This window comes from Candidatus Accumulibacter propinquus (assembly GCF_056856495.1).
Window position 1 is genome coordinate 477,842 of record NZ_JBSEHC010000006.1, and the last position, 26,231, is coordinate 504,072.

At 63.6% G+C, this 26,231-nt stretch carries 27 protein-coding genes and 1 other RNA gene; 19 read left to right on the top strand and 9 right to left on the bottom strand.

Annotated features, from left to right (window positions below):
* Window positions 1-75: 75 nt before the first annotated feature.
* Both AC15MQ_RS20410 and AC15MQ_RS20415 read right to left on the bottom strand, forming a co-directional pair.
* A complete protein-coding gene (locus tag AC15MQ_RS20410) occupies window positions 76-660 on the bottom strand; it encodes a nucleotidyltransferase family protein (protein ID WP_287670274.1) in 585 nt (194 codons plus the stop codon).
* 3 nt (window positions 661-663) lie between these two features.
* Window positions 664-1,689: an XdhC family protein gene (locus AC15MQ_RS20415; RefSeq protein ID WP_483081153.1), complete on the bottom strand. Its 1,026-nt coding sequence runs from the start codon at window positions 1,687-1,689 to the stop codon at window positions 664-666.
* A gap of 496 nt (window positions 1,690-2,185) precedes the next feature.
* On the opposite strand from AC15MQ_RS20415, the gene AC15MQ_RS20420 reads away from it, so the two are divergent.
* The 5 genes from AC15MQ_RS20420 to AC15MQ_RS20440 all read left to right on the top strand — a co-directional run bounded on the left by AC15MQ_RS20420 (window position 2,186) and on the right by AC15MQ_RS20440 (window position 7,025).
* A complete protein-coding gene (locus AC15MQ_RS20420) occupies window positions 2,186-3,253 on the top strand; it encodes a diguanylate cyclase domain-containing protein (protein ID WP_483081154.1) in 1,068 nt (355 codons plus the stop codon).
* Between the two features lie 39 nt (window positions 3,254-3,292).
* Window positions 3,293-4,033, top strand: coding sequence for a class I SAM-dependent methyltransferase (locus AC15MQ_RS20425; protein ID WP_483081155.1), 741 nt, complete (start codon window positions 3,293-3,295; stop codon window positions 4,031-4,033).
* A 133-nt stretch (window positions 4,034-4,166) separates the two neighbouring features.
* Window positions 4,167-5,240, top strand: a complete 1,074-nt coding sequence (gene ada / locus AC15MQ_RS20430) for a bifunctional DNA-binding transcriptional regulator/O6-methylguanine-DNA methyltransferase Ada (RefSeq protein ID WP_483081156.1) — start codon at window positions 4,167-4,169, stop codon at window positions 5,238-5,240.
* A 308-nt stretch (window positions 5,241-5,548) separates the two neighbouring features.
* Window positions 5,549-6,280 (top strand): hypothetical protein, encoded by a 732-nt coding sequence (locus tag AC15MQ_RS20435; protein ID WP_483081157.1) that lies wholly within the window; start codon window positions 5,549-5,551, stop codon window positions 6,278-6,280.
* Window positions 6,258-7,025: a hypothetical protein gene (locus AC15MQ_RS20440; protein ID WP_287670280.1), complete on the top strand. Its 768-nt coding sequence runs from the start codon at window positions 6,258-6,260 to the stop codon at window positions 7,023-7,025. Before AC15MQ_RS20435 ends, AC15MQ_RS20440 begins: the two co-directional genes overlap by 23 nt.
* 19 nt (window positions 7,026-7,044) lie before the next feature.
* Here the strand turns inward: AC15MQ_RS20440 and AC15MQ_RS20445 are convergent, their stop codons facing one another.
* Both AC15MQ_RS20445 and AC15MQ_RS20450 read right to left on the bottom strand, forming a co-directional pair.
* Window positions 7,045-8,058: a zinc-dependent alcohol dehydrogenase family protein gene (locus tag AC15MQ_RS20445; RefSeq protein WP_483081158.1), complete on the bottom strand. Its 1,014-nt coding sequence runs from the start codon at window positions 8,056-8,058 to the stop codon at window positions 7,045-7,047.
* A gap of 152 nt (window positions 8,059-8,210) precedes the next feature.
* Complete coding sequence (locus AC15MQ_RS20450) at window positions 8,211-10,325, bottom strand: molybdopterin-containing oxidoreductase family protein (protein WP_483081159.1); 2,115 nt, start codon at window positions 10,323-10,325, stop codon at window positions 8,211-8,213.
* A gap of 158 nt (window positions 10,326-10,483) precedes the next feature.
* On the opposite strand from AC15MQ_RS20450, the gene tsaD reads away from it, so the two are divergent.
* Window positions 10,484-11,506: a tRNA (adenosine(37)-N6)-threonylcarbamoyltransferase complex transferase subunit TsaD gene (tsaD, locus tag AC15MQ_RS20455; RefSeq protein WP_483081199.1), complete on the top strand. Its 1,023-nt coding sequence runs from the start codon at window positions 10,484-10,486 to the stop codon at window positions 11,504-11,506.
* Window positions 11,507-11,592: 86 nt separating this feature from the next.
* Here the strand turns inward: tsaD and plsY are convergent, their stop codons facing one another.
* Complete coding sequence (gene plsY, locus AC15MQ_RS20460; RefSeq protein ID WP_287653664.1) at window positions 11,593-12,213, bottom strand: glycerol-3-phosphate 1-O-acyltransferase PlsY; 621 nt, start codon at window positions 12,211-12,213, stop codon at window positions 11,593-11,595.
* 111 nt (window positions 12,214-12,324) lie between these two features.
* On the opposite strand from plsY, the gene AC15MQ_RS20465 reads away from it, so the two are divergent.
* On the top strand, window positions 12,325-12,681 hold the full coding sequence (locus tag AC15MQ_RS20465; protein WP_287653666.1) for a dihydroneopterin aldolase: 357 nt from the start codon (window positions 12,325-12,327) through the stop codon (window positions 12,679-12,681).
* A 10-nt stretch (window positions 12,682-12,691) separates the two neighbouring features.
* On the opposite strand, the gene AC15MQ_RS20470 is transcribed toward AC15MQ_RS20465, so the two are convergent.
* From AC15MQ_RS20470 to AC15MQ_RS20485, 4 genes are read right to left on the bottom strand one after another with little or no spacing between them, the layout of a single operon-like run.
* A complete protein-coding gene (locus AC15MQ_RS20470) occupies window positions 12,692-13,345 on the bottom strand; it encodes a BON domain-containing protein (RefSeq protein WP_287653667.1) in 654 nt (217 codons plus the stop codon).
* Window positions 13,342-13,935, bottom strand: coding sequence for a phosphoheptose isomerase (locus AC15MQ_RS20475; protein ID WP_287653668.1), 594 nt, complete (start codon window positions 13,933-13,935; stop codon window positions 13,342-13,344). The genes AC15MQ_RS20470 and AC15MQ_RS20475 overlap by 4 nt, the downstream gene beginning before the upstream one ends.
* A gap of 46 nt (window positions 13,936-13,981) precedes the next feature.
* Window positions 13,982-14,356 carry an HIRAN domain-containing protein gene (locus AC15MQ_RS20480; RefSeq protein ID WP_350496091.1) on the bottom strand — a complete coding sequence of 125 codons (375 nt, stop codon included), beginning with the start codon at window positions 14,354-14,356 and terminating at the stop codon, window positions 13,982-13,984.
* Window positions 14,337-14,744 (bottom strand): YraN family protein, encoded by a 408-nt coding sequence (locus tag AC15MQ_RS20485; RefSeq protein ID WP_332335479.1) that lies wholly within the window; start codon window positions 14,742-14,744, stop codon window positions 14,337-14,339. Before AC15MQ_RS20485 ends, AC15MQ_RS20480 begins: the two co-directional genes overlap by 20 nt.
* Here AC15MQ_RS20485 and rsmI point away from each other — a divergent pair.
* The 12 genes from rsmI (at window position 14,743) to mraY (ending at window position 26,230) form a co-directional block, all read left to right on the top strand.
* On the top strand, window positions 14,743-15,582 hold the full coding sequence (gene rsmI, locus AC15MQ_RS20490) for a 16S rRNA (cytidine(1402)-2'-O)-methyltransferase (protein WP_483081160.1): 840 nt from the start codon (window positions 14,743-14,745) through the stop codon (window positions 15,580-15,582). The two genes, AC15MQ_RS20485 and rsmI, sit on opposite strands and share 2 nt — an antisense overlap.
* Before the next feature lie 209 nt (window positions 15,583-15,791).
* A complete protein-coding gene (gene pyrC / locus AC15MQ_RS20495; RefSeq protein ID WP_483081161.1) occupies window positions 15,792-16,826 on the top strand; it encodes a dihydroorotase in 1,035 nt (344 codons plus the stop codon).
* A gap of 41 nt (window positions 16,827-16,867) precedes the next feature.
* A complete protein-coding gene (locus AC15MQ_RS20500; RefSeq protein ID WP_483081162.1) occupies window positions 16,868-17,311 on the top strand; it encodes a hypothetical protein in 444 nt (147 codons plus the stop codon).
* On the top strand, window positions 17,308-18,090 hold the full coding sequence (locus AC15MQ_RS20505; RefSeq protein ID WP_483081163.1) for a DUF3025 domain-containing protein: 783 nt from the start codon (window positions 17,308-17,310) through the stop codon (window positions 18,088-18,090). The genes AC15MQ_RS20500 and AC15MQ_RS20505 overlap by 4 nt, the downstream gene beginning before the upstream one ends.
* Before the next feature lie 9 nt (window positions 18,091-18,099).
* Window positions 18,100-18,465: RNase P RNA component class A (rnpB, locus tag AC15MQ_RS20510), an RNA gene on the top strand.
* 368 nt (window positions 18,466-18,833) lie between these two features.
* On the top strand, window positions 18,834-19,280 hold the full coding sequence (gene mraZ / locus AC15MQ_RS20515; protein ID WP_287670293.1) for a division/cell wall cluster transcriptional repressor MraZ: 447 nt from the start codon (window positions 18,834-18,836) through the stop codon (window positions 19,278-19,280).
* Window positions 19,277-20,227 carry a 16S rRNA (cytosine(1402)-N(4))-methyltransferase RsmH gene (rsmH, locus tag AC15MQ_RS20520; RefSeq protein WP_483081164.1) on the top strand — a complete coding sequence of 317 codons (951 nt, stop codon included), beginning with the start codon at window positions 19,277-19,279 and terminating at the stop codon, window positions 20,225-20,227. The genes mraZ and rsmH overlap by 4 nt, the downstream gene beginning before the upstream one ends.
* A 1-nt stretch (window position 20,228) precedes the next feature.
* A complete protein-coding gene (gene ftsL, locus AC15MQ_RS20525) occupies window positions 20,229-20,507 on the top strand; it encodes a cell division protein FtsL (protein WP_287670297.1) in 279 nt (92 codons plus the stop codon).
* The gene (locus AC15MQ_RS20530) at window positions 20,504-22,255 is read left to right on the top strand and encodes a peptidoglycan D,D-transpeptidase FtsI family protein (RefSeq protein ID WP_287670299.1); all 1,752 of its coding nucleotides are present in this window, start codon (window positions 20,504-20,506) and stop codon (window positions 22,253-22,255) included. Before ftsL ends, AC15MQ_RS20530 begins: the two co-directional genes overlap by 4 nt.
* A complete protein-coding gene (locus AC15MQ_RS20535; RefSeq protein ID WP_483081165.1) occupies window positions 22,252-23,763 on the top strand; it encodes a UDP-N-acetylmuramoyl-L-alanyl-D-glutamate--2,6-diaminopimelate ligase in 1,512 nt (503 codons plus the stop codon). The genes AC15MQ_RS20530 and AC15MQ_RS20535 overlap by 4 nt, the downstream gene beginning before the upstream one ends.
* Before the next feature lie 5 nt (window positions 23,764-23,768).
* Window positions 23,769-25,142 (top strand): UDP-N-acetylmuramoyl-tripeptide--D-alanyl-D-alanine ligase, encoded by a 1,374-nt coding sequence (locus tag AC15MQ_RS20540; protein WP_483081200.1) that lies wholly within the window; start codon window positions 23,769-23,771, stop codon window positions 25,140-25,142.
* A complete protein-coding gene (gene mraY / locus AC15MQ_RS20545; protein WP_287653681.1) occupies window positions 25,142-26,230 on the top strand; it encodes a phospho-N-acetylmuramoyl-pentapeptide-transferase in 1,089 nt (362 codons plus the stop codon). Before AC15MQ_RS20540 ends, mraY begins: the two co-directional genes overlap by 1 nt.
* Window position 26,231 lies beyond the last annotated feature (1 nt).

A 26,231-nucleotide genomic window follows, 5' to 3' on the forward strand; every position in this document is an offset into this window, starting at 1 on the left:
CGACAACGAAGCCAGGAAGCATAACCGCTTTTGGCGATCGGCAAAACGTTGCTGGTGCCCCTGGGAACTGGCCGGCTAACTGGCCGGCAGGTCACCCGGCGTGTCGATATCCCGATGGACGCCCGCATCATCGACTTCGATCAGCACGATCGATGGCTGGAGATCGTCGATGAACTGCCTGGCGCCGCGATCGCCCTGCAAGCCCGCAAGCTCGGCGAACCAGCGCCGGGAAAAGCCCATCGGGTGACCACGGCGCCCGCGATACCGCGGCGCAGCGATCTCGGCGCCGTTTTCCAGTGCTTCGAGTACCGACCGCAGGGTGCGTACATCCAGGAACGGCATGTCGGCGAGGGCAACCAGCCAGCCGGCGGCGCGCGGGGTCAGCCGCACGGCGGATGCGAGACTGTCTCCGAGCCCACGTGCCGGTGCCGCGTCGACGTGGACCGCTACGCCAACATCGATCAGGAGGTTGCGCAGTGTCGTCTGTTCGGGCCGCAGCACACTGATCGAACGCGGGCAAACCGCAAGCAGGGTTCTTGCTGCGGCGACGGCGATGGCTGTCCCGTCAGGAAGCGGCTGAACAAGCTTGTCGACTCCGAATCGTCTTGAGTATCCTCCGGCCAGGAGAACACCGACGATCTCTCCGTCTGCCTCGGGCATCGATTAGGCCCCTGGATGGGCAGCGTCGATGTCAGCAGCAGGGTGTGGGTGCGCCGGGCACTCCACTTCGGCAGCGCGCCGCGTCGCCAGGCCGTACTTGGCTGCCGTCATTTCGGCGAGGATCGAAATCGCGATTTCCGGTGATGTCCTGCTGCCGATCGGCAGCCCGACAGGCCCGTGGAGGCGATCGACCTGCTGCGTGTCGAGATCGAAGTACTTCCGCAGCCGTTCCCGGCGTCTGGCGCTGTTGGCGCGAGAGCCGAGCGCGCCAACGTAGAACGCCGGCGACTTGAGCGCTTCGAGCAAGGCGAGATCATCCAGTTTCGGATCGTGGCTGAGTGCCAGTACGGCCATCTGCGGGTCCGGTTGCATCGCCAGCACCACATCATCGGGCATGCCGTCGGCGAGCGTGGCGCCGGGCACATCCCATCCCTGGCGGTATTCCTGCCGCGGATCACAAACGGTGACGGCGTAATCCAGTGCCTGTGCCATTTCGGCAAGATAGCGCGAAATCTGGCCGGCGCCGATGAGCAGCAGGCGCCAGGCGGGTCCATGCATGGTGCGTAGTCTCTTGCCGTCCCAACTCATCGTGTCGGTACCGGCGGCGTCTTCGACGCTGACCTGCCCGCTGGCGATATCCAGGGAACGGATCGTCGACCGCCCCAGCGCGATGGCCTTCTCGATTTGCGCCAGCAGGTGTACCTCAGGGTGTGGTTCGATGACGAGTTCGAGAGTGCCCGCGCAGGGCAGGCCGAAACGTGCGGCCTCGGCCTGGGTGCCCCCGTAAGTCCGGGTGAGAGGGAGTGTGCCGGCCAACTGCCCGGCCAGCATGCGGTTGATCAGGTCGTCTTCGATGCAACCGCCCGAAACCGAACCCTGCACCCGTCCATCGTCGCGGATGGCCATCCAGGCGCCGGCAGGGCGCGGTGCAGAACCCCAGGTGCGGGCGACAGTCACCAGTGCCAGGCGATGGCCTTGTGCCGCCCAGTTTCGTACTGCCTTGAGTAATTGCCGGTCGCTGCTGTCCATGTTCAGGTGCGCCAATCTTCGCTGCGGAAACGCCGGCGGCGTTGGTGGCCAATCGCTTGCAGGGCGTTCATGAGGGGGGGCTCCGGCCGTTGACGGGACGCAGCACAAGCGGTGAGCCGCTACGGACCAGCGTTCATTGTCGGCGAATTCCTTCAGCCCGTGGCGCCGGCGCGGCAGAAAATTTCCATCACGGCGAGATCAGGGAGTCGCCGTCTGTCGAGTGAAGCAGGCGCAATCAGGCGCGTCGCTGTTGCCGCCCCGCGGAACAGGTATTGACGTCCTGTTTGTGGCATGCCTTTCGGGCAACTGGCAAACTCGGCATAATCCGGACTGCGGAAGTGCCGCGGAACAGGAAAGGTCGAATGCATGGGTCCTCTTGTTTGCCGATGAGCAGTCAATGAACGCTGCGACAAAAGCGGTTTCGATAGTCGATCGGGTACAGCTTGTCCGGATTCGCATCTTTTGTGGACATGCGAACGGGAATATGGCGAGCGTCATGATCGGTGCGCTTCTGATCGCTACCGTTCTGCACAGCGGCGGTGTTTCCTTGCGCACGCTCGCGGTCTGGGGTCTGGCGATCGGCCTGGCATCGGCTGGCGTGCTGCTGTTCGAGCGTTACGTTGCACGCGTCGGGATCACGATGGAGAACTGCCGCCGACTGGCGTACGTGCGCATCGGGCTGGGTGCCGGAATCGCCCTGCTTTATGGCCTCTCGGGTTTTTTGCTGCCGGGCGCAGTTCCCGCGGCGGACACGTTTCTATTCATCATTGTCTCGACACTGGTCACCGTCGGTGCCCTGGGCTACGCCATGGTGCCTGCGTACTACCTCACCCTGAACGCGGTCAGTCTGCTGCCACTGACCGGACATTTTCTCCAGCAATACCTGGCTTCTCGGGACAGCTACTATCTGTTGCTGCTGATGGTTTCGATCATTTGGCAGGCGGTGGTGCTGACCAAGGCGCACCGCGCGTCGCTGACCGCGATCGACGCCATCGTGCTCAATGAACGCCTCAAGGACGAGGTCGAGGAGCACCGTCGCACACGCGAAGCCATGCGTCACATGGCGCTTCATGATGAATTGACCGGCCTCGGCAATCGCCGCTACTTCGAGGAGACGGCGACACGCACGCTGAAGATCGCCGCGCGTGACCAGACCAGATTCGGTCTGCTGGTCGTCGACTTGAACGACTTCAAGCCGGTCAACGACCAGCATGGACACGCGGGTGGAGATTCCCTGCTGCGGGCGGTCGCCGCTCGCCTGCTCGGTGCCGTGCGTGCGGCAGATTTTTGTGCGCGCATGGGCGGCGACGAGTTTGCGATCGTCGTCGCCAGCGTTCATGACGATGACGATGTGGTCGAGGTCGCCGAGAAATTGCTGTCGGTGCTTGCCGAACCCTTCATGCTCGATAACATCGTGGTGCAGACCAGTGCCAGTATAGGATGGGCAGTCTATCCCGACGATGGGAGCGACGCCACAGAACTGATGGCGGTTGCCGATCAGCGAATGTATCGCGAAAAGCGGTCCAGCAAGGAGGACCAGTCGAACCTGCTCTCCGCCTACTAGCGGACCTTCTCCTGACGCTCCCGATAAAGAGACACCGGCATGCCTGCATACCAGGTCAAGCACGAAACCATCGCCGTTGGCGGTGCGCTGTACCTGATCCGATCGCTGCTCGACCTTCGACAGTATTCCGATCCGCTCGGTGAAGCAGCCCGCGCGGGTATCTCAACGGCCAGTTGGCCGTTGTTTGGCCAGTTGTGGCCGTCGGCACGGATTCTCGCCGCGGCCATGCAGACTTTTGACCTGCGCGGGAAACGTATTCTGGAAATCGGCGCCGGTCTCGCCCTCGCCAGTCTGGTGATCCACAGCCGCGCCGGCGATATGGTGGTCAGCGACTATCACCCTTTGAGCCGGGTCTTCCTGAAGGAGAACCTGTTGTTGAACCGACTCGGACTCCTTGTGTCCGGTCGGGGAAAGGTTGCGCCCGTCCTGAAGGAGAACCTGTTGTTGAACCGACTCGGACCGCTGGAATACCAGACCGGCAACTGGGAGGGCAGCAACCCTGGCCTTGGACTCTTCAACCTGATCATCGGTAGTGATGTGCTGTACGAACGACAACAGGCCAGCCAGCTTGCCGGCTTTATCGATCGTCACGCAGCGCCCGCCGCCGAGGTGATCATCGTCGATCCGGATCGAGGCAACCGTGCCGGGTTTTGTCGAGAAATGGTCAGCCGCGGCTACCGCTACAGTGGTCGACGCGCGGCCAGCTTCCTGGAAAACGGCGATCGTTTCAAGGGATGCTTCCTGACGTTCATCAACGCTGCCACTTTGCAATGTTCGTGATTTCCCGCACCTCCCGAGCGATGTGCCGGTCGGCAACGTCAAATTGGAAAGCAAGAGTCGGAGTGTCCAGACCCAGGCAAACGCCTAGAGTGTAATCACCAATCCGGCGGCGACGCGAAGGACAATGACCAACATGGCACGAGATGGCGACCAACGCGCTTTGGCAACGCTGAGTGACCCTCGCTGGGCAGCCGTCGTCGCCCGCAACCCGGCCGCCGACGGGACGTTCGTCTATTCGGTGGCCACGACTCGCGTGTATTGCCGGCCCAGCTGTTCGTCGCGCCGGCCCAAACCGGAGAACGTGGCCTTTCATGTCACGCCGGTCGACGCCGAGCGCGCGGGTTTTCGTCCCTGCAAGCGTTGTCAGCCCGATCAATGCTCGCCCGGAGCGCGCCATACGGAAAGCATTGCTGCTTTGTGCCGCTTCATCGAGACCGCCGAACAGGTGCCGACCCTGGGAGAACTGGCGGCGCGTGCGGGTTTCAGCGCCTATCACCTGCACCGTCTGTTCAAGGCAGTGACCGGCCTGACGCCGAAGGCCTATGCCAGTACGCAGCGAGCCGCAAGAATCCGCCGCGAGCTGCTGCAGAGTGCGACCGTGACCGAGGCGATTTATGGCGCTGGCTACAATTCCAGCAGCCGCTTCTACGAACAGTCGGATCAATTGCTGGGAATGACGCCGTCGGACTACCGTGGTGGCGGCGCCAACCAGGCCATTCGTTTTGCCGTCGGTGAATGCTGGCTGGGATCGATCCTCGTCGCGCAGAGCCGGCGCGGCGTTTGCGCGATCCTCATCGGAGACGACCCGGACGCCCTGGTCCAGGAACTCCAGGACCGCTTTCCCGCGGCCGAATTGATCGGTGGCGACGCCGAATTCGAGCGACTCGTGGCCAGCGTCGTTGGCCTGGTCGAAACGCCCCGACTTGGGCTCGATTTGCCTCTTGACGTCCGCGGTACGGCTTTTCAGCAAAGGGTATGGCAGGCGTTGGGCACGATTCCGGCTGGTGCGACGGTAAGTTATGCGGAGCTCGCCGAACGCATCGGTGCGCCCGCGTCAGCCCGCGCCGTGGCCGGCGCATGTGCGGCCAATATCCTGGCGGTGGCCATTCCCTGCCATCGCGTCGTGCGCAGCGATGGCAGTTTGTCAGGCTATCGCTGGGGGATTGAGCGAAAACGCGCCCTGCTGGAGCGCGAGGCGACGTCGTGATCGTGCCTTGTCCTCGCAAGCCGTTGTCGTGCAGGCGTCAGGCCTGCGGCTGCCTTGGCCATGCGTGGGACCGGTTATTCCGCACAGCCGCCTGCTGGTAGCGTGGCACAACGTGCCGCGGCAGCGCCCGCGGCCCCTGGCGAGCAAGGACTGCCATCGGCAGTGGTGGACAGTCCCGTGGCCCACAGCGTATGCTGACCAAGTGGTGGCGCCGACAGGATCTTTCGTTCTGACCACCACGGCTTGGTTGCCGGCACAACAGCCCGTTCGGCCGGGCAGTGCTTGCCGGGTTGTCGCGAGGGAGCGGAGTGGACAGCGAACAAATCAGGGACGAGGTCCTGGCCAGGCTGGAAATCGAACGTGAGGTCCGCGAGCAGTTGGCGCGCCAGCAAAGCGAGCCGAGTGTCCCGAGCGGGACGGGTATCCGGGCATGGCTCGACAGCAAGTTTGGTCTGCTGCTGATTGGGGCGGTGATCAGCGGCATGCTCGTGCCGACCTTCCAGTTCACCCAGGAGGAGATCCGGTGGCATCGGCAGAATCGCTACAACAATCTCGAGCGCCAGCTTGGCAGCATGCGCGAGAGTCTGAAGCAGTTCATCGCCGTGCAGGCCTTGAGCGCGGAACTCTACGATCTCGGTCTGGCGGTCCTGGATACGCCTGCAGCCGCCGCCGATCAGCCGCAACGGGAACAGTGGCGCAAGGAACTGCGTGCGCTGCAGGCACGCCGAGTGCAGCAGAACGCGGTCTTTGCGGCGACGGTGTTCTACTTTCCAGGCGCTGCGCAGCAGCCTATCCGCACCGCCTGGAATGACTTGATGCGGCCAGCACAACAGTTGCAGGCCTGCGTTGGCGAACTTCTCGGTGAAAACGGGCCCCTCAGCGGAGCGAAAAAGTCTGCCGACAAAGCGGTCGATGCCAACGAGGTCGCCGTGAGACTGGATAGCAGCCTGGCCGAAGTCAATCAGGCTTACGAGCGCGTGTTGTCGATGTTGAGGCAGCAATTGATCGAGGTGGAGCATGAAAGTTGGAAATTCCAGTAAATCCGCGCTCGCACTGGGCGTGTCGATTCTCCTCTGCGTCGCGCCGGGGTCGGTCCCGGCCGATGTGGGCGGCGGCAAGGGCTATCCGGCGACTCCCTGGAGGATCGCCGGACCCAGGAACGTGCAGGAGATCGAGAAGGCGAAAGCCCTTGCCGCGCAGTACCAGACGCTTTCGATGACCTCCGACACGGCTTCCGGGGATGGCTCTGACGTGCTCCGCCTCAGGCGTGTCACGCTGCGGGTCGAGCAGCCGCGGGCGGACGACAGCGTCGGGTACGCCCTGGTTGGCAAGTCAGCTTCCGGCGAGACCGTCACGCTGTCCTTCAGCGAGATCGAGAGTTTCGTGGTCACCTCCCGGAAGGCGGCGACGCTTACCTTGTCCGTGACGGTCTGGCCAGACATCTCGCCACAGCAACTGCTCGACAAGCAGCCGACCTATCAGCAACTGTCGGCTGGCTACCGGCGGACGGTCGCTCTCGAGGTGAGCACGCGCTCCGCGGATGGGCGCCCTCTCGTTTTTGCCGAGAAAGGCGAGTTCGGGTCCATGCTTCCCCTCGAAAAACTCGCCGCAGGGACGCCCGGCAACTTCTATGGAGAACATCCGCACATGACTCACCCACTGCGCTTCTGGTGGGCGATCCCGTCGGTCAGCAACGACCCGGAATATCCTTATCGGATGATTCCCGCCGCGTCACGGGGAGATGCTCCCCCGGCCGCGGTCGTGGTGAAGCTTGCCGATCGCTGAGCATGGTCGAGTTCTCCGCTCAGTGGCGGATACAGATCTTGCCGAATTGTGCGCCGCTCCTGAGATACGCCAGGGCATCCGGCAGCGCTTCAAACTCGAAGACGCGGTCGACGATTATCGGTACACGGTGTTGTTCGAGTGCCCGGAGCATCGCTTCGAAACCGTCGCGGTGGCCGACGGTAACACCCTGCAGCCGTACCTGCCGGGTGATGATCAGGCCGAGCGGCGTAGACAGCGAGGCGCCCGAGAGGACGCCAATCATCGACAGCGTCCCGCCCGGGCGAATGCAGCGCAGTGACTGCGGCAGCGTTTTCTCGCCGCCGAGTTCGACGATGTGGTCGAAACCGCGGCCACCGGTGATTTCGCGCGCCGGTTTCGACCATTCAGGTGTCGTCCGGTAGTTGATCGTCGCATCCGCACCCAGGGCCTTGAGGCGTTCGATCTTTTCGTCGCTGGAGGAAATCACGGTGACCTGGGCGCCGGCAAGCTTGGCAAACGCCAATGCAAACAGTGCGACCCCGCCAGATCCCTGCACCAGTACCCGCTCGCCTGGCTTCACCGCGCCCAGGGTGGCGACCGCGCTCCAGGCGGTGAGCGCGGCGCAGGGCAGCGTCGCGGCTTCGCTGTCGCTGAGGTAGTCAGGCACCTTCACCACGCCCTGCTCGGAGAGGCACATGAACTCTGCCATCGTGCCGTCGATCGGGCCGCCCAGCGAACCCGTCATGCGTGCAAGGTCCGGGTCGCCGGCGATCCAGCCCTGGAAGAAGGTCGGGCAGACACGGTCGCCGACGGCCACGCGGGTGACGCCCGAGCCGACCTCGACGACCTCGCCGACGCCGTCTGATAGAGGAATCAGGGGCAGTGTTCCGGTGAAGCTGCCATAGCCCCGCTCGGGAACGACCAGGTCGCGGTAGTTCAGCGACGAGGCGCGCATCCGCAGCAGCACCTGCCCCGCCTGCGGCTGCGGTTGCGGGCGTTCGGCGATCTTGAGGTTGGCCATGCCCCAGTCGTCCTGAATCTGAAAAACGCGCATTCATCACCTCCGATATTGAATGTTGAGCGCCGACCACGGCGCACGGACTGCCCTTAATCTACCCCATCCGCGCCTGTTGCCGGACGAGGACCGGTATTGCCACGCCGCTTGATGAGAGTCTGCAGGCCGTGCACGGTCGTCAATCGGTGATTTCATGCCGGTGACGTCGCCACCACACCCGGCCCCTCGTCCCTGCTGGCGATCTCGACCAGGCAGTCGTAGAAGGTTGCACCACCTCCCATGTCGGTCAACTCCTGGCTGGTTACCTCGTTGCAGTTGCGTCCGTCTGGCGAAAGCTTGCGCCACCAGATCGAGGTAGCCATGACCACGCCCGGTCGCACGCGGTCGCTGATGACGGCGCGGGCGTGGAATTCGCCGCGCTCGTTGAAGATGCGCACCGTGTGATCATCGGTGATCCCGCGTGTCGCCGCGTCCACCGGATGGATGAGCACGCTGGGCGATTTTTCCTGGGCCAGGAAACGCGGCGAATTGGCGAAGCTGGTGTTCAGGAAGTTGCGTGCCGGCGGCGTGATCAGGGCCAGAGGGAATCTGGTGGCGAGCGCACTCTGCCGCCACTCGCGAGGCGCGATGAAATCGGGCAAGGGGTCCAGCCCGGCACGGGCAAGCATGTCGCTGCTGAATTCACATTTGCCGGAAGGCGTCGGGAAGCCACCCTGCGCAAACGGCGCGGCACCACGCGGCAGGTTCAGGCGGGCGTGGCCGTCGGCCTTGAGTTTTTCCCAGGACAATCCGGCGAGCCGCGGATCGTCCCAGTCGAAGGCCTGGCGACAAAGGTCGTCGTCGCTGTCGGTAAAACACGCCTCGCTGAAACCCATCCGCCGCGCCAGACGACGAAACAGTTCGGTATTGGGCAGCGCCTCGCCAAGCGGTGCGATTGCCGGTTGGTTGACCTGCAGGTGCAGATGGCCGTAGGACTTGTGGATGTCGAGTTGTTCCATGTGGCTCGTGGCCGGCAGCAGGAGGTCGGCATAGTCCGCGGTGTCGGTCTGAAACAGATCGTGGACGACGGTGAACAGGTCGTCGCGGGCAATACCGCGCACCACTTCTCCCGCTTGCGGGGCGACCGCGACCGGGTTGCTGTTGTACACGAACAGCGCTTTGATCGGCGGCTGCGCATGCAGCAGATCGTGGCCGATGCGGCTCATGTTGATCGTTCGCGGTGCCGGTTTCGGCATCAGGTCCGGCCGCTCCAGGGCCGCTTCATTGACCGGGTAGTTGCCCGAGGTGGAGAGCAGCACGCCGCCTGCCGGATCTCGCCAGGCGCCGGTGAGTGCCGGCAGGCAGGACACCGTTCGCAGTGCCATGCCGCCGCCGGCAGTACGGTTGATGCCGTAGTTGGTGCGAATCGCCGTCGGGCGGATCGTACCGTAGGCGTGCGCAAGGTTTTCGACTTCCGCCGTGTGCAGGCCGCAGATTGCCGCCACGCGCTCCGGCGGGTACGCCAGCGCCCGTTCCCGGAGGGCCTCGAAACCGAGCGTGTGGTGCAGGATGTAGTCGTGATCGAGGAGGTCGTCGCGGATCAGCACGTGCATCATTCCGAGGGCCAGGGCGCTGTCGGTTCCCGGCAGCAGGGCGATGTGCTGGTCACACTTGTCGACGCTTGCCGTGCGGCAGGGGTCGATGGCGATCAGGCGTGCGCCGCGTCTTTTCGCTTCCTGAACCAGGCGCCAGAAATGGAGGTTGGAAACGATGCTGTTGGTGCCCCAGAGGAGGATCAGCCGCGCATCGACGACATTTTCCGGGTCGAAGCCGATGCTCGCGCCGATCGTCGCCCGATAGCCCATTGCACCCGCGCTGGCACAGATCGTCCGGTCGAGCTGTGCCGCGCCGAGACGGTGAAAGAAGCGGCGGTCCATCGACCCATAACCCAGCAGACCGGAGTTGCCGGCGTAGCTGTACGGTACGATCGACTCGGCGCTACTTTCAGCGGCGATGCGGCGCAAGCGCTCGGCAATGGAGGTCAGTGCCTCTTCCCAGGAGATGCGCTCGAATCTTGCGCCGGGACCCTTGGGGCCGACCCGGCGCAACGGGTGCAGCAGGCGGTCGGGATGATAAATGCGCTCGGGGTAGAAGGCGACCTTGGTGCACAGCACCCCTGCCGTCGGGGCATGATCGGCCGCGCCGGCGACCTTGAGCACGCGACCATCGCTGACGGTTACTTCGAGCGCGCAGGTGTCGGGGCAATCGTGTGGGCAAACGCCGCGCACCCGGTGCGTGGCTGCAGGTTTGGGGGCGGGTTTGACCATTCGGCTCTTTCAGTCTGATGTCGACGGCGAAACGATAGCAGCTTGTGGGCCGTTCCGGCACCCCGCGGTGGATATGCCGCCTGCAGGCACGACGCGTTCCGCGGTGTATTCGCGCGCGCGGGCCTGGGGCCTGCGCCGGCTAGGGTAGAATGACGCCGATGCTGGTTCTTGGGATCGAATCCTCCTGCGACGAAACGGGTATGGCGCTGTACAGCAGTGATGCTGGCGGCGTCCTGCTGGCGCACGCATTGCATTCACAAGTCAGCATGCATGCTGACTACGGCGGGGTGGTGCCGGAACTCGCATCGCGGGATCACATCCGTCGCGTCGTGCCGCTGCTGCGCAAAGTACTGGCCGATAGCGGACGTTCGCTGGCCGAGCTTGACGCCGTGGCTTACACGCAGGGACCTGGCCTGGCTGGCGCCTTGCTGGTTGGGGCGGCTTTTGCCGAAGCGCTGGCCATGGCCCTCGGCGTGCCGACCATCCCGGTGCATCACCTGGAAGGTCACCTGCTGTCACCTTTGCTGTCAAGCCGGCCGCCATCGTTCCCTTTCGTCGCCCTGCTCGTTTCGGGTGGCCATAGTCAACTGATGCGCGTGAGCGGTATCGGCGAATACGAGTTGATGGGCGAAACGCTTGATGACGCGGCCGGCGAGGCTTTCGACAAGACGGCCAAACTGCTCGGTCTCGGCTATCCAGGTGGCCCGGTGCTGGCTGCCCTGGCCGACCGTGGTCGGCCAGGGCAGGTCAAACTGCCGCGCCCGATGCTGCAATCCGGGAATCTCGATTTCAGCTTCAGTGGTCTGAAGACGGCTGTGCTGACCAAGGTGCGCGAACTGGTCACGCTCAGCGATCAGCAGCGGGCGGACATTGCGCGCGGATTCCAGGATGCGATTGTCGACGTGCTGATCAGCAAGGCTCTGCGTGCGGTGAAAGTCAGCGGTCTGAAACAACTGGTAGTCGCCGGTGGCGTCGGTGCCAACCGCGAACTGCGGCGGCAGCTTGATGCACAGGCTGCCAGAACCGGAATCGCCGTTTTTTACCCTGAGTTCGAATTCTGCACCGACAACGGTGCGATGATCGCGTTGGCGGGGGCCTTGCGTTTCCAGGCTGGTGGGGCGTGCGGCAAGCCGGCCGGCGCCTTCGCCGTGCGGCCGCGCTGGCCGCTGACCACATCCTGAGGCAGCGCCTGCTGCCGGCGGCAAGCTGTTCTACTGGCGGAAGACCGGTTTGGAGCAGCCAGGGGTTCCTGTTCGTCGTAATGCGGTCAGCGGGATTTCCCGGCACCGATTTTCGGCTCGCTGCCGGCCATCAGGCGTTGCAGGTTCTGCCAGTGCTTGCCGACCAGCGCCATGGCGATGATGCCGACGACCAGTACCCGGCTGTCACCCCCCCATATCAGGAGCGCGTAGGCCGGTGCTGCGGCTGCCGCGACCAGTGCCGCCAGCGAAGAATAACGTAGCGTGAAGGCGACGAGTATCCATGTACCCAGGGTGGCCAGGCCGAGCCAAGGGTTGATTGCCAACAGCACGCCGGCGGCCGTAGCCACTCCTTTGCCGCCCTTGAAGCGGAGAAAGACGGGGTAGAGATGGCCGAAAAAGACGGCCAAGGCCACCCATCCTACCGCGTAGCTACCCAAGGCGTACTCTGACGAGTAGCGACTGACGAGGAAGACCGCCAGCCAGCCCTTGGCCGCATCGCCAAACAGGGTGAATATCGCTGCACCCTTGTGGCCACTCCGCAACACATTGGTGGCGCCGGGATTCTTCGAGCCATAAGTCCGTGGATCGGCGAGGCCGAAAAGTCGGCTGGCGACCAGGGCGAAGGAGATGGAGCCCAGCAGATAAGCGGCAAGCACCACCAGCAGAGTGATCAGGGACGGCGGCATCGGGCGTGATCGAGTAGTCGGTAGTGCTCTGGGTTAGAATGCGCGCTCTGTCGTCGCGCTGCGAACCGGGCGCCTTACCCACAATTCTACACCGACCTGAAGCACTCCCGTATGGACATCATCTTCATCAACGATCTGCGCGCCTCGACCCTGATCGGCATTTACCCGCGCGAGAAGGCGATGCCCCAGACCATAGAAATCTCGTTGCAAATCGGCACTTCGACGGCCAGTGCCGGTGCCAGTGACGACATCCGCGACACCATCGATTACGCCATGGTGGTCGAGCGCCTGCATGCCGAACTCGCTGCACGCCACTTCAATCTCCTTGAAAGGCTGGCTGAGTACGTGGCCACGCTCCTGCTCGAAGACTTTGGTGCGACCTGGGTGCGCGTCTCGATTGCCAAACTCGGCATGCTGCGCGGCGTGCAGCGCGTCGGCGTGGTGATCGAGCGCGGCGCAGCGGCCTGAGGTGCCCTCGTCAGCCGCCTGCGGCAGCGGGCTTTGGCGGCTGTTTGCTGGTCGTCGGCAGGTGCACGTCGAGTTCCCTGGCCTTGGCGTCGGGGACGACTTCCAGCAGCGTCACCACTTTCTTCACATCGCTCGTGGTTCTCGCTACCTGGATCGCTGAATCGGCCTCGCGCTGGGTGACGAGGCCAAGCAAATAGACGATACCTGCCTCGGTCACCACCTTGACGTGTATCGCGTTGAACTTGCCGGAGTCAACAAAGCGGCTCTTGACCCTGGTGGTGATATACGAATCGTTGCTGCGCGTCGAGAACGACGTGACCGGGCCGATGGCAAGTTCGTTGTAGACGCCTTGCACCTGCGGGACGCCGGAAACGAGACGTTCGATTTCGGCCTTGTTGGTCTCGGAAGCGACCTCGCCAGTGATCAGGACCTTGCGGTTGTAACTGGTGAAGTTGGTATGCGAGGTCTCGCCGAATTTTTCGTTGACGCGCGCGCTGGCCTTCCATTCGATGGTTTCGTCATCGGTTTGCGTGCCCAGGGAACGGCGATCCATGGTCGCCAGTGCGCCGCCGGTGGCGCCGGCAGCGACCATCGGCAGGCAACCCTGGAGCGTCGGCAGGAGGGCTGCGCCGAGCAGCAGGCCGGTGGCCAGAAACCGTTTCATTCTTCAACTCCCATAAGCAGACAATCGATCCCATCGCAAAGGCAGTGGATGATCAGCAGATGCGTTTCCTGAATTCGCGCCGTACGCTCGGCCGGTACGCAGATGTGGACGTCGCTGTCGCGCAGAATCTCGCCGATGGCGCCGCCGCCCTTGCCGGTGAGCGCAACGACGCGCAAATCGTTCTCGTGGGCGGCATTGATCGCTTCGATGACGTTGGGTGAATTACCCGAGGTCGAGATTGCCACGAGGATGTCGCCGGGTTGCCCCAGGGCGCGCACCTGCTTGGCGAACACGGCTTTATATCCATAGTCGTTGGCGATCGCCGAAATCACCGAGGTGTCGGTACTCAGTGCGATTGCCGCCAGTTCGTGGCGCTCCACCTCGAAGCGTCCGACCAGTTCGGCTGCCAGGTGCTGCGCGTCGGCCGCCGAGCCGCCGTTGCCACAGGCAAGGATCTTGCCGTTGTTCAGCAGACTCCCGACCATCGCCTCAATTCCTTCGGCAATGGGCGCGGCCAGCAACTCGACAGCGTCGAGTTTGGTTTGTGCGCTCTCCTTGAAGTGCTGACTGATACGGTCGGTCAAGTCCATGGGTGGTGATTCTGTTCTGCAGAAAGGAGTGCCGACGATTCTAACATCACAGAGAGAGGAAGACCTCGAACTCGATTCGTCGCCAGGGATTCGGGTCCGCCCGCAGCTTCGAAACGCGTGCCTCGAGTTTCTCGCCGGCGTCGAGGGCGGTGGCTACGGCACGGTTCTCGGCGCGCGGCACGTAACCCAGTTGCCGACCATTCCATTCCACGCGGATCGCTTGCGGGTCGTGGCGGTTGCCGGGTTCGCGGACGAGGGTCAGTCGATCGCCGACCCTGATCTGCGGCCACAATTCGGCTACGGCGTAATATTGGCTGCCGGCCAGCGGCGAGCTTTGCACAAGAATTCGGATCGTCTCCGCAGCGCCGGCGTCCAGGCAAAGACCCAGCCAAAGCAGCGCGCTAAGGCTCGGAAAACGCATCACGAATCCATTCGATAGCCGTTTCGGACAGTCCGTCGAGCAGGATGCAGTCGAAACGGCAGTCGCATTCCCGGCCCGGGTGTGTGGCCAGATAATGCTGTGCCGCCAGCACGATGCGCCTCTGCTTGGCCGTGGTGATGCTGGCCGCCGCGCCGCCGAAGCGGGTATTGCGGCGCAGGCGAACTTCGACGAATACCAGCACCCGCCCTTCGCGGCAAATCAGGTCGACCTCACCACCCCGACAGCGATGATTACGGGTCAACAGTGACAGGCCGTGCCGTTCGAGAAAACGCGCTGCCAGATCCTCGGCCAGCATCCCCTGGCCGGTGGGGTGTGCGGCTGCGCCGCTCGTGTTATCTTTGTCGCTCACCTGCAAGCTGATCTCCATGACGGAAGAATCCCCCACATTATATGTAGTTCCGACTCCCCTTGGTCACCTGGGCGACATGACCCCGCGCGCCATCGAGGTCCTGCGACAGGTGCCGTGGATCGCCGCCGAAGATACGCGCCACAGTGCGCCGCTGCTGCGCCACTACGGTTGCCAGGCGCGCTTGCTGGCAGCACACCAGCATAACGAGGAAAGTGCAGCGCAACAGGTCATCGCACGCCTGGCTGTCGGAGAGTCGGTGGCGCTGATTGTGGACGCGGGCACGCCCGCCGTTTCCGATCCCGGAGCGCGACTGGTGGCGCGTGTGCGTGCCGCAGCCTACCGTGTTGTCCCCTTGCCCGGTCCTTGTGCGGCCATCGTCGCGCTGTCTGCGGCCGGGCTCAGCGAAGCGCATTTTCTGTTCTACGGATTCTTGCCGAGCAAGGCCGGGCAGCGCGCAGAGGCCTTGCGGGAACTCGTGCATTTACCGTACGCGCTGGTCTTCTACGAGGCGCCACATCGCATTCTCGAAACTGTCGCCGCTTTGACCGAGGTCTTTGGACTCGAACGAACACTGGTGCTGGCGCGTGAGTTGACCAAGTTGTTCGAAAGCATTCATGCCTGCGCGCTTGGTGAAGCGCAGGACTGGTTGTTGGCTGACAGCAATCGCCAGCGCGGCGAGTTCGTGCTGCTCGTCTCCGGTGCGCCGCGTGTCGAGGAAGCGGCCGAAGGCGAGCGCGTGCTCAAGCTGTTGCTGGATGACGGACTGTCGGTGAGCCAGGCGACCAGGCTGGCGCACGCAATCAGTGGTGTCGGGAAGAAGGCGCTGTACCAGCGCGCTTTGCTCCTGCAGGGCTGAGGCGGCCGGGCGGGCGTGCCGTTCCATGCCGCTGCCAGCGGCGGTGAATGTCATCCCGATGACGGTCATCGAGGGCATGTCCTGTCCCGGCATTGCTGATGCGTTTCCCGCTTGCACCAGAGAGATTGCTGCTTCGTTGAAGCCGCTTTCACATTAGAATTGCAGAATGACCTCCCAGAATCCCGGGACTGACTTCGCCGGACGAACGCATGCTGATCACCCTTATCCGTCCCGATGACTGGCACCTCCACCTGCGCGATGGCGCAGCGCTGAGGGCCGTCCTGCCGCACAGCGCGCGCCAGTTTGCGCGTGCCATCGTGATGCCCAACCTGCGCCCACCGATCACCACGGTCGCCGCCGCCGAGGCGTATCGCGCGCGCATCCTCGATGCCCTGCCGCCGGGAATGTCGTTCGCACCGCTGATGACTTTGTACTTGACGGACAACACGCCGGTCGACGAGATCCGGCGCGCCGTCGAGCACCCTGACGTGCACGCCGTCAAGCTCTATCCCGCCGGCGCCACGACCAACTCCGACTCCGGGGTGACGGACGTCGATAAGTGTGACGCGGTGCTGGCGACGATGGAGGAACTGGGGATGCCTTTGCTGGTGCATGGCGAGGCAACCGACCCGGCGATCGACGTGTTCGACCGCGAAAAAGTGTTCATCGAGCGTGTGCTGCAACCCTTGCTGACGCGCTATCCGCGTCTCAAGGTCATTTTCGAGCACATCACGACCAGCGATGCCGTAGAGTTTGTCGCTGCCTGTGGAGCGAACGTCGCGGCGACGATCACCGCGCATCACCTGTTATACAACCGCAATGCCATTTTTGCTGGCGGCGTGCGCCCGCACTACTATTGCCTGCCGGTTCTCAAACGTGAGGAGCATCGGCGGGCCCTGCTGCGTGCGGCCACCTCCGGCAACCACAGGTTCTTCCTCGGGACCGATTCCGCGCCGCATGCGCGTCACACCAAGGAGGCTGCCTGCGGCTGTGCCGGGTGCTACACGGCGCATGCCGCGCTCGAACTGTATGCTGAGGCGTTCGCGTCAGCAGGCGCTCTGGATCGGCTGGAAGCTTTCGCCAGTTTCAATGGTGCCGATTTTTACGGGCTGCCGCGCAATACCGACCAGGTGACGCTGGAGCAGGCTCAGTGCCGGGTGCCGGACACCTATGCTTACGCCGAGGGAGAAGCGCTGGTGCCCTTGCGGGCCGGAGAATGGCTGCCGTGGCGATTGCTCGCCTGAGGCGGACGCGGTACCGCGAAATGCAACTGGGGAGGTGGCGCGTGGCGTGGGAAAAACTGTTGGCCGTATTGTTGGTGCCCCTGCTGGTCGGCTGCTCGGATCAGCGCATGTCTTTCGACATTGCCTCGAGCAAGCATTCGCTGACGCTGATCCGCGTGCTGAATTTCTTCTGGGAAAGGACCGCCAACTACTCGGTGGTTGCCACGCGCATGCCCGATTGCATGCGCCGACATGAGATGGGACCGGGCGGTGCGGACAGCAAGGTGGAAGTGTATGCACCGGGCAACGATGCCTGGATTCTCAAGCAGGGCAAGCGCATGTTTGTCGTGGAAACGCGCACCTGCGAGGGTTTTGCGAAGCTTGACGGAGAGCCGGAAGGCGGCCTCGGTCCCTTGCAGGGAACATTCCAGATGCGTAGCGGTACGTTGACCTTTGTGGTTGCACCGAAACGAGAGGCCGCTGAAAGAGCACCGGCAAGCGAGTGAGCCCGGATGCCTTTCCTTCGCCGGGGGGCTTGTTCGCGCCCTTGTCACCGCTGCTTGAACAGATTCCCTTTGCCCCGGATCCGGCTTCGCTCGACCTCCTGATGGCACCGCTCGACCTGCGCACCGGCAGCGGGCGGCTGCTCCGTTTCGTGCCGCCGCCCGGCGACGGCCTTGATTATGAAATGCGCATTTGGGAGCGTGGCGAAGTGGTTACGCGACCGGACAACTGGCACGACTTTTTCAATGCTTTGGTGTGGTGTACCTTTCCGCTGGCCAAGGCCGCCCTGAACGCACGCCATGCCGCCGCGCTGACGGTGCAACCCGCAATCCGCGGCAGCGATCGTGACGCGCTGACGCATTTCGATGAATGCGGCGTGGTGGTGGTGGCCTCGGATCCCTCGCTGCTGGCCTTGCTCCGCGGTTTTCAGTGGCGGGCCTTGTTCTGGGCGCGCCGACACGATCTGGCGCGGGCGCTGCGTTGCTTCGTCTTCGGGCACGCGACCTACGAACACTTGCTGCGGCCGTTCCGGGGTCTGACCGCCAAGGCGGTGCTCTACGAAGTGACTGCGGACTGGCTGTGCCGTCCATTGTCCGGGCAACTGTCGGATATCGACCGGCGCCTGGCCAGCGAGTTCGCGGCTGGCGAGCACCTGTGCGCGCGCGCCTTGCACCCGCTGCCGTTGATGGGGCTGCCTGGGGTCACACGGGACAACGAAACCGCCGCGTATTACGACGACCAGTGGCAATTCCGGCCGGGGCGTCGCGCACCCGGCGTATAATCAAGCCGGGAAGTCGGTCAGGCAGCCGCTGGGCAAGAGGTGCAGACCTCGCGCCGAGAGGAAAGTCCGGGCTCCGCAGAGCAGGATGCCGGTTAACGACCGGGCACCGTGAGGTGACGGAAAGTGCAACAGAAAACAGACCGCCGATGTCCTTGCGCAGGCCAGGGCAGGTAAGGGTGAAACGGTGAGGTAAGAGCTCACCGCGGCCGTGGTAACACGGACGGCACGGCAAACCCCATCCGGAGCAAGGCCAAATAGGGAAGCTTGGGCGTGGCTCGCGCTGCTTCCGGGTAGGCTGCTTGAGCGTGCCGGTAACGGTACGCCTAGAGGAATGGCTGTCCACGACAGAACCCGGCTTATCGATCGGCTTCCCACCTTCCCGCATTGATTTCCAGCATCGCCGACGGCGACAGCTGCGCCGGCATTTCGCGGTTTACTCCCCTTCAGATTGGATCCAACTGGCATCAGTGTGCCAGTTTTTCGCACGCTTCCGGTGCATATTTCTGTCACTTGGCGCGGTTTTTTAAGAAACTACTTTAACTGCGCTGATTTCGGCATTGTTTTTTTGAAGGGATCTCTTTCTTCTTTGCATCAGAAGTCGTCCATAACCCATTGTACATATTGGGAAAGGCAATATCGCACCTCTTGCTTTGGCAGAATCTTTGCCTTACAGTGGGAGCAAGTGGTGGAAAGTGGGAAGTTTGCCGTCTCGGTGCTTGGAAAGCAAGGAAAGAGTTGGATTGATGTTTCAGGGCGCGGCTGCACTAAGTCTGGATGCCAAGGGTAGGCTCGCCATTCCGGCTCGCCACCGGGAAGCGCTCGCGTCCGCCGCCGATGGCAGGCTGGTGCTTACCGCGCACCCGCATCGCTGTCTCCTGCTTTACCCTGAACCCGCGTGGGCGCCCATTCGGGACCAGGTCCTGGCGGCTTCGAGTTTCAATGTGCAAGCGGCGGCGATCAAGCGTCTGCTGGTCGGGCATGCCCGTGAAGAGGAGATGGATGCGGCCGGTCGGCTTCTGGTAGCGCCTGAACTGCGCCAGTTTGCACAGCTTGAGAAGCAGGTGTGGCTGGTGGGTCAGGGCAGTCATTTCGAAATCTGGTCCGATGCCGGCTGGCAGAAGCAACAGGAAGCAGTTTTCGCTCTTGGCGATCAGTTCTTGCCCCCCGGGCTCGAAAACCTGGCGCTGTGAGCTTGTACTTGCAGCACCAGACCGTCCTGTTGCGGGAGGCGGTGGCGGCACTGGATATCAAGCCCGCAGGAACATACGTCGACGGCACTTTTGGTCGCGGCGGACACAGTCGGGCGATCCTTGATCTGCTCGGACCCGATGGTCGTCTGCTGGCGCTAGATTGTGATCCGCAGGCGGTGGTGTTGGCCGGCGAGATTCGGGATCGGCGACTGCTGGTGATGCACCGACGCTTTGCCGACTTGGCAGATGCCGTGAGTCGGGCCGGGATTGAGATCGAGGAAGGCGTCGATGGCGTCCTCCTCGATATTGGCGTTTCATCGCCACAGCTGGACGACGGAGCGCGCGGCTTCAGCTTTCGCTACGACGCGCCTCTTGACATGCGGATGGATACGACACAAGGCGAGACCGCGGCAGAGTGGCTGTTGCGGGCTGGCGTGCAGGAGATCACGGAGGTCATTAGGAATTATGGTGAAGAACGGTTTGCTTTCCAGATTGCAAAGAAGATTGTGGCTGCTCGGCGAGAGCGGCCGCTGGCAAGCACCGGCGAGCTCGCAGCCCTTGTACGCGCGACCGTGCGGACCCGCGAGCCCGGCCAGGACGCGGCGACGCGTACCTTTCAAGCTCTACGGATTCATATCAATCAAGAACTCGAACAACTCGCGTTAGTGCTGCCGCAGGCCATGACTGTCTTGAAACAGGGAGGGCGCCTGGTGGTGATCAGTTTCCATTCGCTCGAAGACCGGATCGTCAAGCACTTCATGCGCGACGAGGCGGTTCCTGACCACGCGCCGAGAAAGCTGCCCCTGCGTGCCACGGAGTTGCCGCAGCCCAGGCTGCGTCTGCTGGGCAAGCCGCTCAGGGCAAGCGCAGCCGAGGTCGCGGCCAACCCGCGGGCCCGCAGCGCGGTGATGCGTGTCGCAGAAAGACTCGCCGGGAGGGCCGCCTGAGATGGTTCGTCTGAACGTTTTTCTGTTGCTTGCCGTCGTCATCTGCAGTCTCGGTGTGGTGACTTCACAACACAAGGCGCGCAAGATTTTTCAGGCGCTTGAGGTCGAACAGGAGCGCGCGCGGCAACTCGAGGTCGAATTTGGGCAGTTGCAGCTGGAACTTTCGACCTGGGGCACCGCGCCACGTATCGAGAAGATTGCCCGCGAGAAACTCAAGATGCGGACGCCGGAAACGGAACGGGTGATTACGGCAACCCCTGCCGGAGGACTAACGCGATGATGCGTTTCAAAGGAAAAGTGGCACACAAGTTTGCCGAGAGCCCCTTGCTGCAGATGCGTCTGCCACTTTGGCGTTCGCGCCTGATGGCCCTGCTGATTCTGGGCTCTTTCGCCGTGCTGATCGGGCGTGCCTTCTACCTGCAGACGCTGAACAATGACTTCCTGCAGGAGAAGGGCGAGTCACGCTACCGGCGCGATATCGAAATCTCGGCTTCGCGTGGGCGAATTGCTGATCGTCACGGCGATGTCCTGGCCATTTCGACGCCGATGAAGTCGATCTGGGCGATCCCGCCGGCGACGACGATGTCGCCGGTGCAGACCAGACAATTGGCAGCTCTGCTGGAAACCGACCCCAAGCAACTGGCCCAGAAGCTCGACACCGACAAGACTTTCGTATTTCTTCGCCGGCAGATTCCACCGCCGGTGGCCGAACAGGTGGCGGCGCTGAAGTTGCCTGGGATTGGCCAGGACAAGGAGTACCGTCGCTTCTATCCGACCGGTGAGATGACCGCGCACATGGTGGGATTTACCGGCGTTGACGACAAGGGGCTCGAAGGCGTCGAACTGGCCTTCCACGGGCAACTGCTGGGCCAGCCGGGTAGCCGCAGCGTGATCAAGGATCGGCGCGGCCAGATCGTCGAGGATGTCGGTTCGATCAAGCCGCCGCAGGATGGCAAGGAAATCCGTCTGGCGCTCGATTCGAAGATTCAATACCTGGCCTACAGCCACCTCAAGCAGGCGATCGCCGAGAACAATGCCAAGGCTGGCGGGGTCGTCGTGCTCGACGTGCGCACCGGCGAAATCGTCGCGCTGGCCAACTGGCCGACCTACAATCCGAACAATCGCGAGGGGCTGTCCGGCGGGCAGTTGCGCAACCGCGCCGTCACCGATACTTTTGAGCCCGGCTCGACGCTCAAACCTTTCACCATCGGTCTCGCCCTCGATAATGGCAAGGTGCGCTCAGACACCGTCATCAACTGCGCGCCCGGTCGGCTGACGATCGGCAGCGCGACGATTTCCGACGCCCATCCCCACGGTGCGCTGACGGTGGCAGAAGTCATTCAGAAGTCGTCGAATGTCGGAGCGGCCAAGATCGCCGCCATGTTGCCCGCGCAGAAGATGTGGCAGATGTTCGACGATGTCGGTTTCGGTCAGGTGCCACGCCTGGGCTTCCCCGGTGAAGTGAGCGGCCGGGTTCGTCCATGGAAGAACTGGCGGCCAATCGAACAGGCAACGATGTCCTACGGCCATGGCATTTCCGTGTCGCTGATCCAGTTGGCGCGCGCCTATTCGGTATTTGCCCGCGACGGCGATCTGATGCCGCTCTCGCTGACACGACTCGATTCCTCGACGCCAACCGGCGCCGCGGTGTTCAGCCCGAAGACCGCGCGCGAAGTTCGCAGCATGCTTGAAATGGCCGTTCTGCCAGGCGGGACGGCGCCCAAGGCGCAGATTCCCGGTTACCGGGTGGCCGGCAAGACGGGTACCGCGCACAAGCTCGAAGGCGGTCGCTACGCCAACAAGTTCGTCTCCTCGTTTGTCGGTTTCGCGCCGGCATCGGACCCGCGGCTGATCGTTGCCGTCATGATCGACGAACCCAGTGGTGGCAAGCACTATGGGGGTGATGTCGCGGCGCCGGTGTTTGCCGCGGTGATGGGCAACTCGCTACGCACCCTCGGCATTGCACCGGATGCACCGCTGGTGGTCGCGCAAAGCCCGAAGACGCCAACGCCGAAGGCCAGGCTGTGAGCAATCTTCAGGCGGCAGTCGCGCATGGCGACGCCAGCAGCAGCGTGCTGCGGCGGCTGGCAGCGCTCGGCGTTGTACCGAGCGGCGTCACCGACGACAGCCGTCAGGTTCGTCGTGGCGACCTGTTCCTGGCCTATCCCGGCGACCTGGCCGACGGCCGTCGTTACATCGCCGAAGCCATCAGCCACGGCGCGGCGGCCGTGCTCTGGGAGGAAAACCCGGTTGCGGGTGGCGAATTTTCCTGGCACAGCGGCTGGCAGATCGCCAATCTGCCGATCAACGGTCTGCGCACGTTCTGCGGACCGCTGGCGCACGCCATCTACGGGCGTCCAAGCGAGCGCTTGTCGCTGGTCGCCGTCACCGGCACCAACGGCAAGACCAGCGTCACGCAGTGGATCGGCAGCACCCATCCGCGTCGTTGTCCGATCATCGGTACGCTGGGAGCCGGCTTGCCGGGTCAATTGCTTGAAACCGGGTTCACCACTCCCGAGGCGACAACGCTGATGCGCTTCCTGGCCGACTTTGCCGACCGGGAAGCGCAGGCCTGCGCGCTCGAAGCCAGCTCGATCGGTATCGCCGAAGGGCGCCTTGACGGCGCCCGCGTTGACGTGGCGGTGTTTACCAATCTGACGCGCGATCATCTCGATTACCACAGCAGCATGGAGCAGTACGCGCAGGCCAAGGCGAGACTGTTCACCTGGCCGCGCCTGCGCCTGGCGATCAGCAATCTCGACGACCCCTGCGGGCGTGCGCTGGCCGCATTGAGCACGGCGACCAAGGTCATCGGCTACACCCAGCAGGATCTGCCCGCCGATCGGCAGGCGACGATCCGTGCCGAGGAGGTCGAGGAAACCATCGACGGCCTGCGTTTTCGCCTGTGCGCGCCGAGTGGGCGTGCCCTCGTCGAGACCGGCCTGCTCGGTCGCTATAACGTGTCGAATCTGTTGGCCGTGGCCGCGGTTCTGCTCGACGCCGGCCTGACGCCGGCGGCGGTTGCCGAGCGCTTTGCGGGCCTGACGCCGCCGGCCGGTCGCCTGGAAAAGATCGGCGGTCACAACGAGCCGCTGGTGGTGGTCGACTATGCGCACACTCCCGATGCCCTGGAGAACGCCTTGCGGGCCTTGCGGCCGGTGGCGAGCGCGCGCGGAGCGGGTCTGACTGTGGTGTTCGGTTGTGGTGGCGATCGCGATCGCGGCAAAAGGCCGTTGATGGGTGAAATCGCGGTAAGCCATGCCGACCGTGTGGTGCTGACCAGCGACAACCCGCGTAGCGAGGATCCACAAGCCATTCTTGACGATATCCGCGTCGCCGCCCCAACCGCCGAGAGCATTGTCGATCGTGGCGAAGCGATTCGTCGCACCATTGTTGCCGCGCATCCCGCCGACGTGGTGCTGCTGGCCGGCAAGGGGCACGAACCCTATCAGGAGATCGCCGGTGTGCGGCGGCCGTTTTCGGACGTGACGCAGGCGCGTGCGGCGCTCGATGCCCGCCGGGAGAGCGAGCGATGAGCGTGATGATGGATCTGCTGAGCGCTGCACGCGCCACTGCCGGCAAGCTGCTCGGCGACAATCGGACCTTTTGCGGTGTATCGACCGATAGTCGCAGTGTTGCTGACGGCGAGCTGTTTGTCGCCCTGCGTGGCGATAATTTCGATGGCCACGATTACGTCGCCGCTGCTGCCGCGCGCGGTGCGGTTGCCGCCGTGGTCGCCGCAGACGCGGCCGAAGGCTTGCAGGCGTTGGGCTTGCCACTGGTGCAGGTCGCCGAGACGCGGTTGTCGCTGGGGGCGCTGGCCGCCGACTGGCGTTGCCGTTTCACGCTGCCGCTGATCGCCGTTACCGGCAGCAACGGCAAGACGACGACCAAGGAAATGATTGCCAGCATCCTGAACACGGCCTTCTCCGAAGCGGTCCTGTCAACCCGCGGGAATTACAACAACGACATCGGCCTGCCACTCACGCTGCTCCGGTTGAACGCGACACATCGCGCGTCGATTCTCGAAATGGGCATGAACCACCCCGGTGAAATCGCGTATCTGGCGGGCATCGCACGTCCCACGGTGGCCCTGGTGACCAACGCCCAACGCGCGCATCTGGCCGGGATGGGTTCGCTGGAGGCGATTGCCGCAGAAAAGGGGAGCATCTACAGTGGTCTCGATGAAAGCGGTGTCGCCGTGTTCAACGCCGATGACGCCTGGTCTGCGCTGTGGCGCGACCAGAGCCGCGGCCTGGCGACGATGACCTTCGGCTTTGAGCGGCCGGCGGAGGTGACCGGCAGGTTCTACCTGCATGGTCTCGAAAGTCGTCTCAGCGTTTGCGCTCCGGGTGGCCAGTTCGATGTTCTGCTGGCCCTGCCGGGGCAGCATAACGCGCGCAACGCTCTGGCCGCAGCCACGGCCTGCCTGGCGGCAGGTGTTTCGCTGGCCGACGTGCAGGCTGGTCTGGCCAGCTTTCGAGGGCTCAAGGGGCGGCTGCAGCGACGGCCGGCCCGGCAGGGTGCAGTGCTGCTCGACGACACTTATAATGCCAACCCCGATTCGGTACGCGCCGGCATCGACGTGCTGGCGGCGATGATCGGCAAGACGGTTCTGGTGCTCGGCGACATGGGCGAGATTGGCGAGATGAGCGCACAGTTCCACGATGAGATTGGTGGCTACGCCAAGAGTCAGGGAATCGATCGGCTGCTGGCATTGGGCGAAGCGAGTGCCTTGGCGGCGCTCAATTTCGGCGCCGGTGGCGAGCACTTCACGGAGATCGACGCCTTGATTAACGCCTTGTCCGCTGAATTGACCCCGGAAACGACGGTGCTCGTCAAGGGCTCGCGCTTCATGCGCATGGAGCGGGTGGCCGATGCCATCAGCGTTTCTGCACCGGGGAGAGGCGCGTAATGCTGCTGCTACTGACGCAATGGCTGGCTCAGGACGTGCGCGCATTCAACGTCTTCGGCTACATCACGCTACGCACCGTGCTCGCGGCGATGACCGCGCTGGTCATTTCCTTCATCGCCGGCCCGCGCGTCATCCGTTGGCTGGCCGCGAAGAAGATCGGCCAGGCGGTGCGTCAGGATGGTCCGGAGACGCACCTGATCAAGTCGGGAACGCCGACCATGGGCGGCGCGCTGATCCTGATCGCCATCATCATTACCACGCTGCTGTGGGGCGACCTCAGCAATCGCTATGTGTGGGTGGTGATGATCGTCACCGTCGGTTTCGGCGGCATCGGTTGGTACGACGATTGGCAGAAGGTGGTCAAGCGTGACCCGCGCGGCTTGCCGGCGCGCTGGAAGTATTTCTGGCAATCGGCGATCGGTTTGCTGGTGGCGGTCTATCTCGGGCTGACGGCTACCGGGTCGGCACAACTGGAGTTGATCGTTCCCTTTTTCAAGACCATCTCCTATCCGCTGGGCGTCATCGGCTTCATCTTCCTCAGCTATCTGGTCGTCGTGGGTACCAGCAATGCCGTCAACCTGACCGATGGCCTCGATGGCCTGGCGATCATGCCGGCCGTGATGATTGCCGCCGCCCTGGCCATCTTTGCCTACGTGGCCGGGCATGCCCTCTATGCCAAGTACCTGCTGCTGCCGTACATTCCCGGCGCGGGCGAACTGGCCATTTTCCTCGGTGCCATGGCCGGAGCCGGACTTGGCTTCCTGTGGTTCAACGCCTACCCCGCGGAGGTCTTCATGGGCGATGTCGGCGCACTCGCGCTCGGCGCCGCCCTCGGTACCGTGGCGATCATCGTGCGCCAGGAAATCGTACTGGCGATCATGGGTGGGATCTTCGTCGCCGAGACCCTGTCGGTGGCGGCGCAGGTGCTGTACTACAAGATGACCGGTGGCCGGCGGATATTCCGCATGGCACCGCTGCACCACCATTTCGAACTGGGCGGCTGGAAGGAGACCCAGGTAGTCGTCCGCTTCTGGATCATCACCATCATGCTGGTGCTGGTCGGCCTGTCAACCTTGAAGCTGCGCTGAC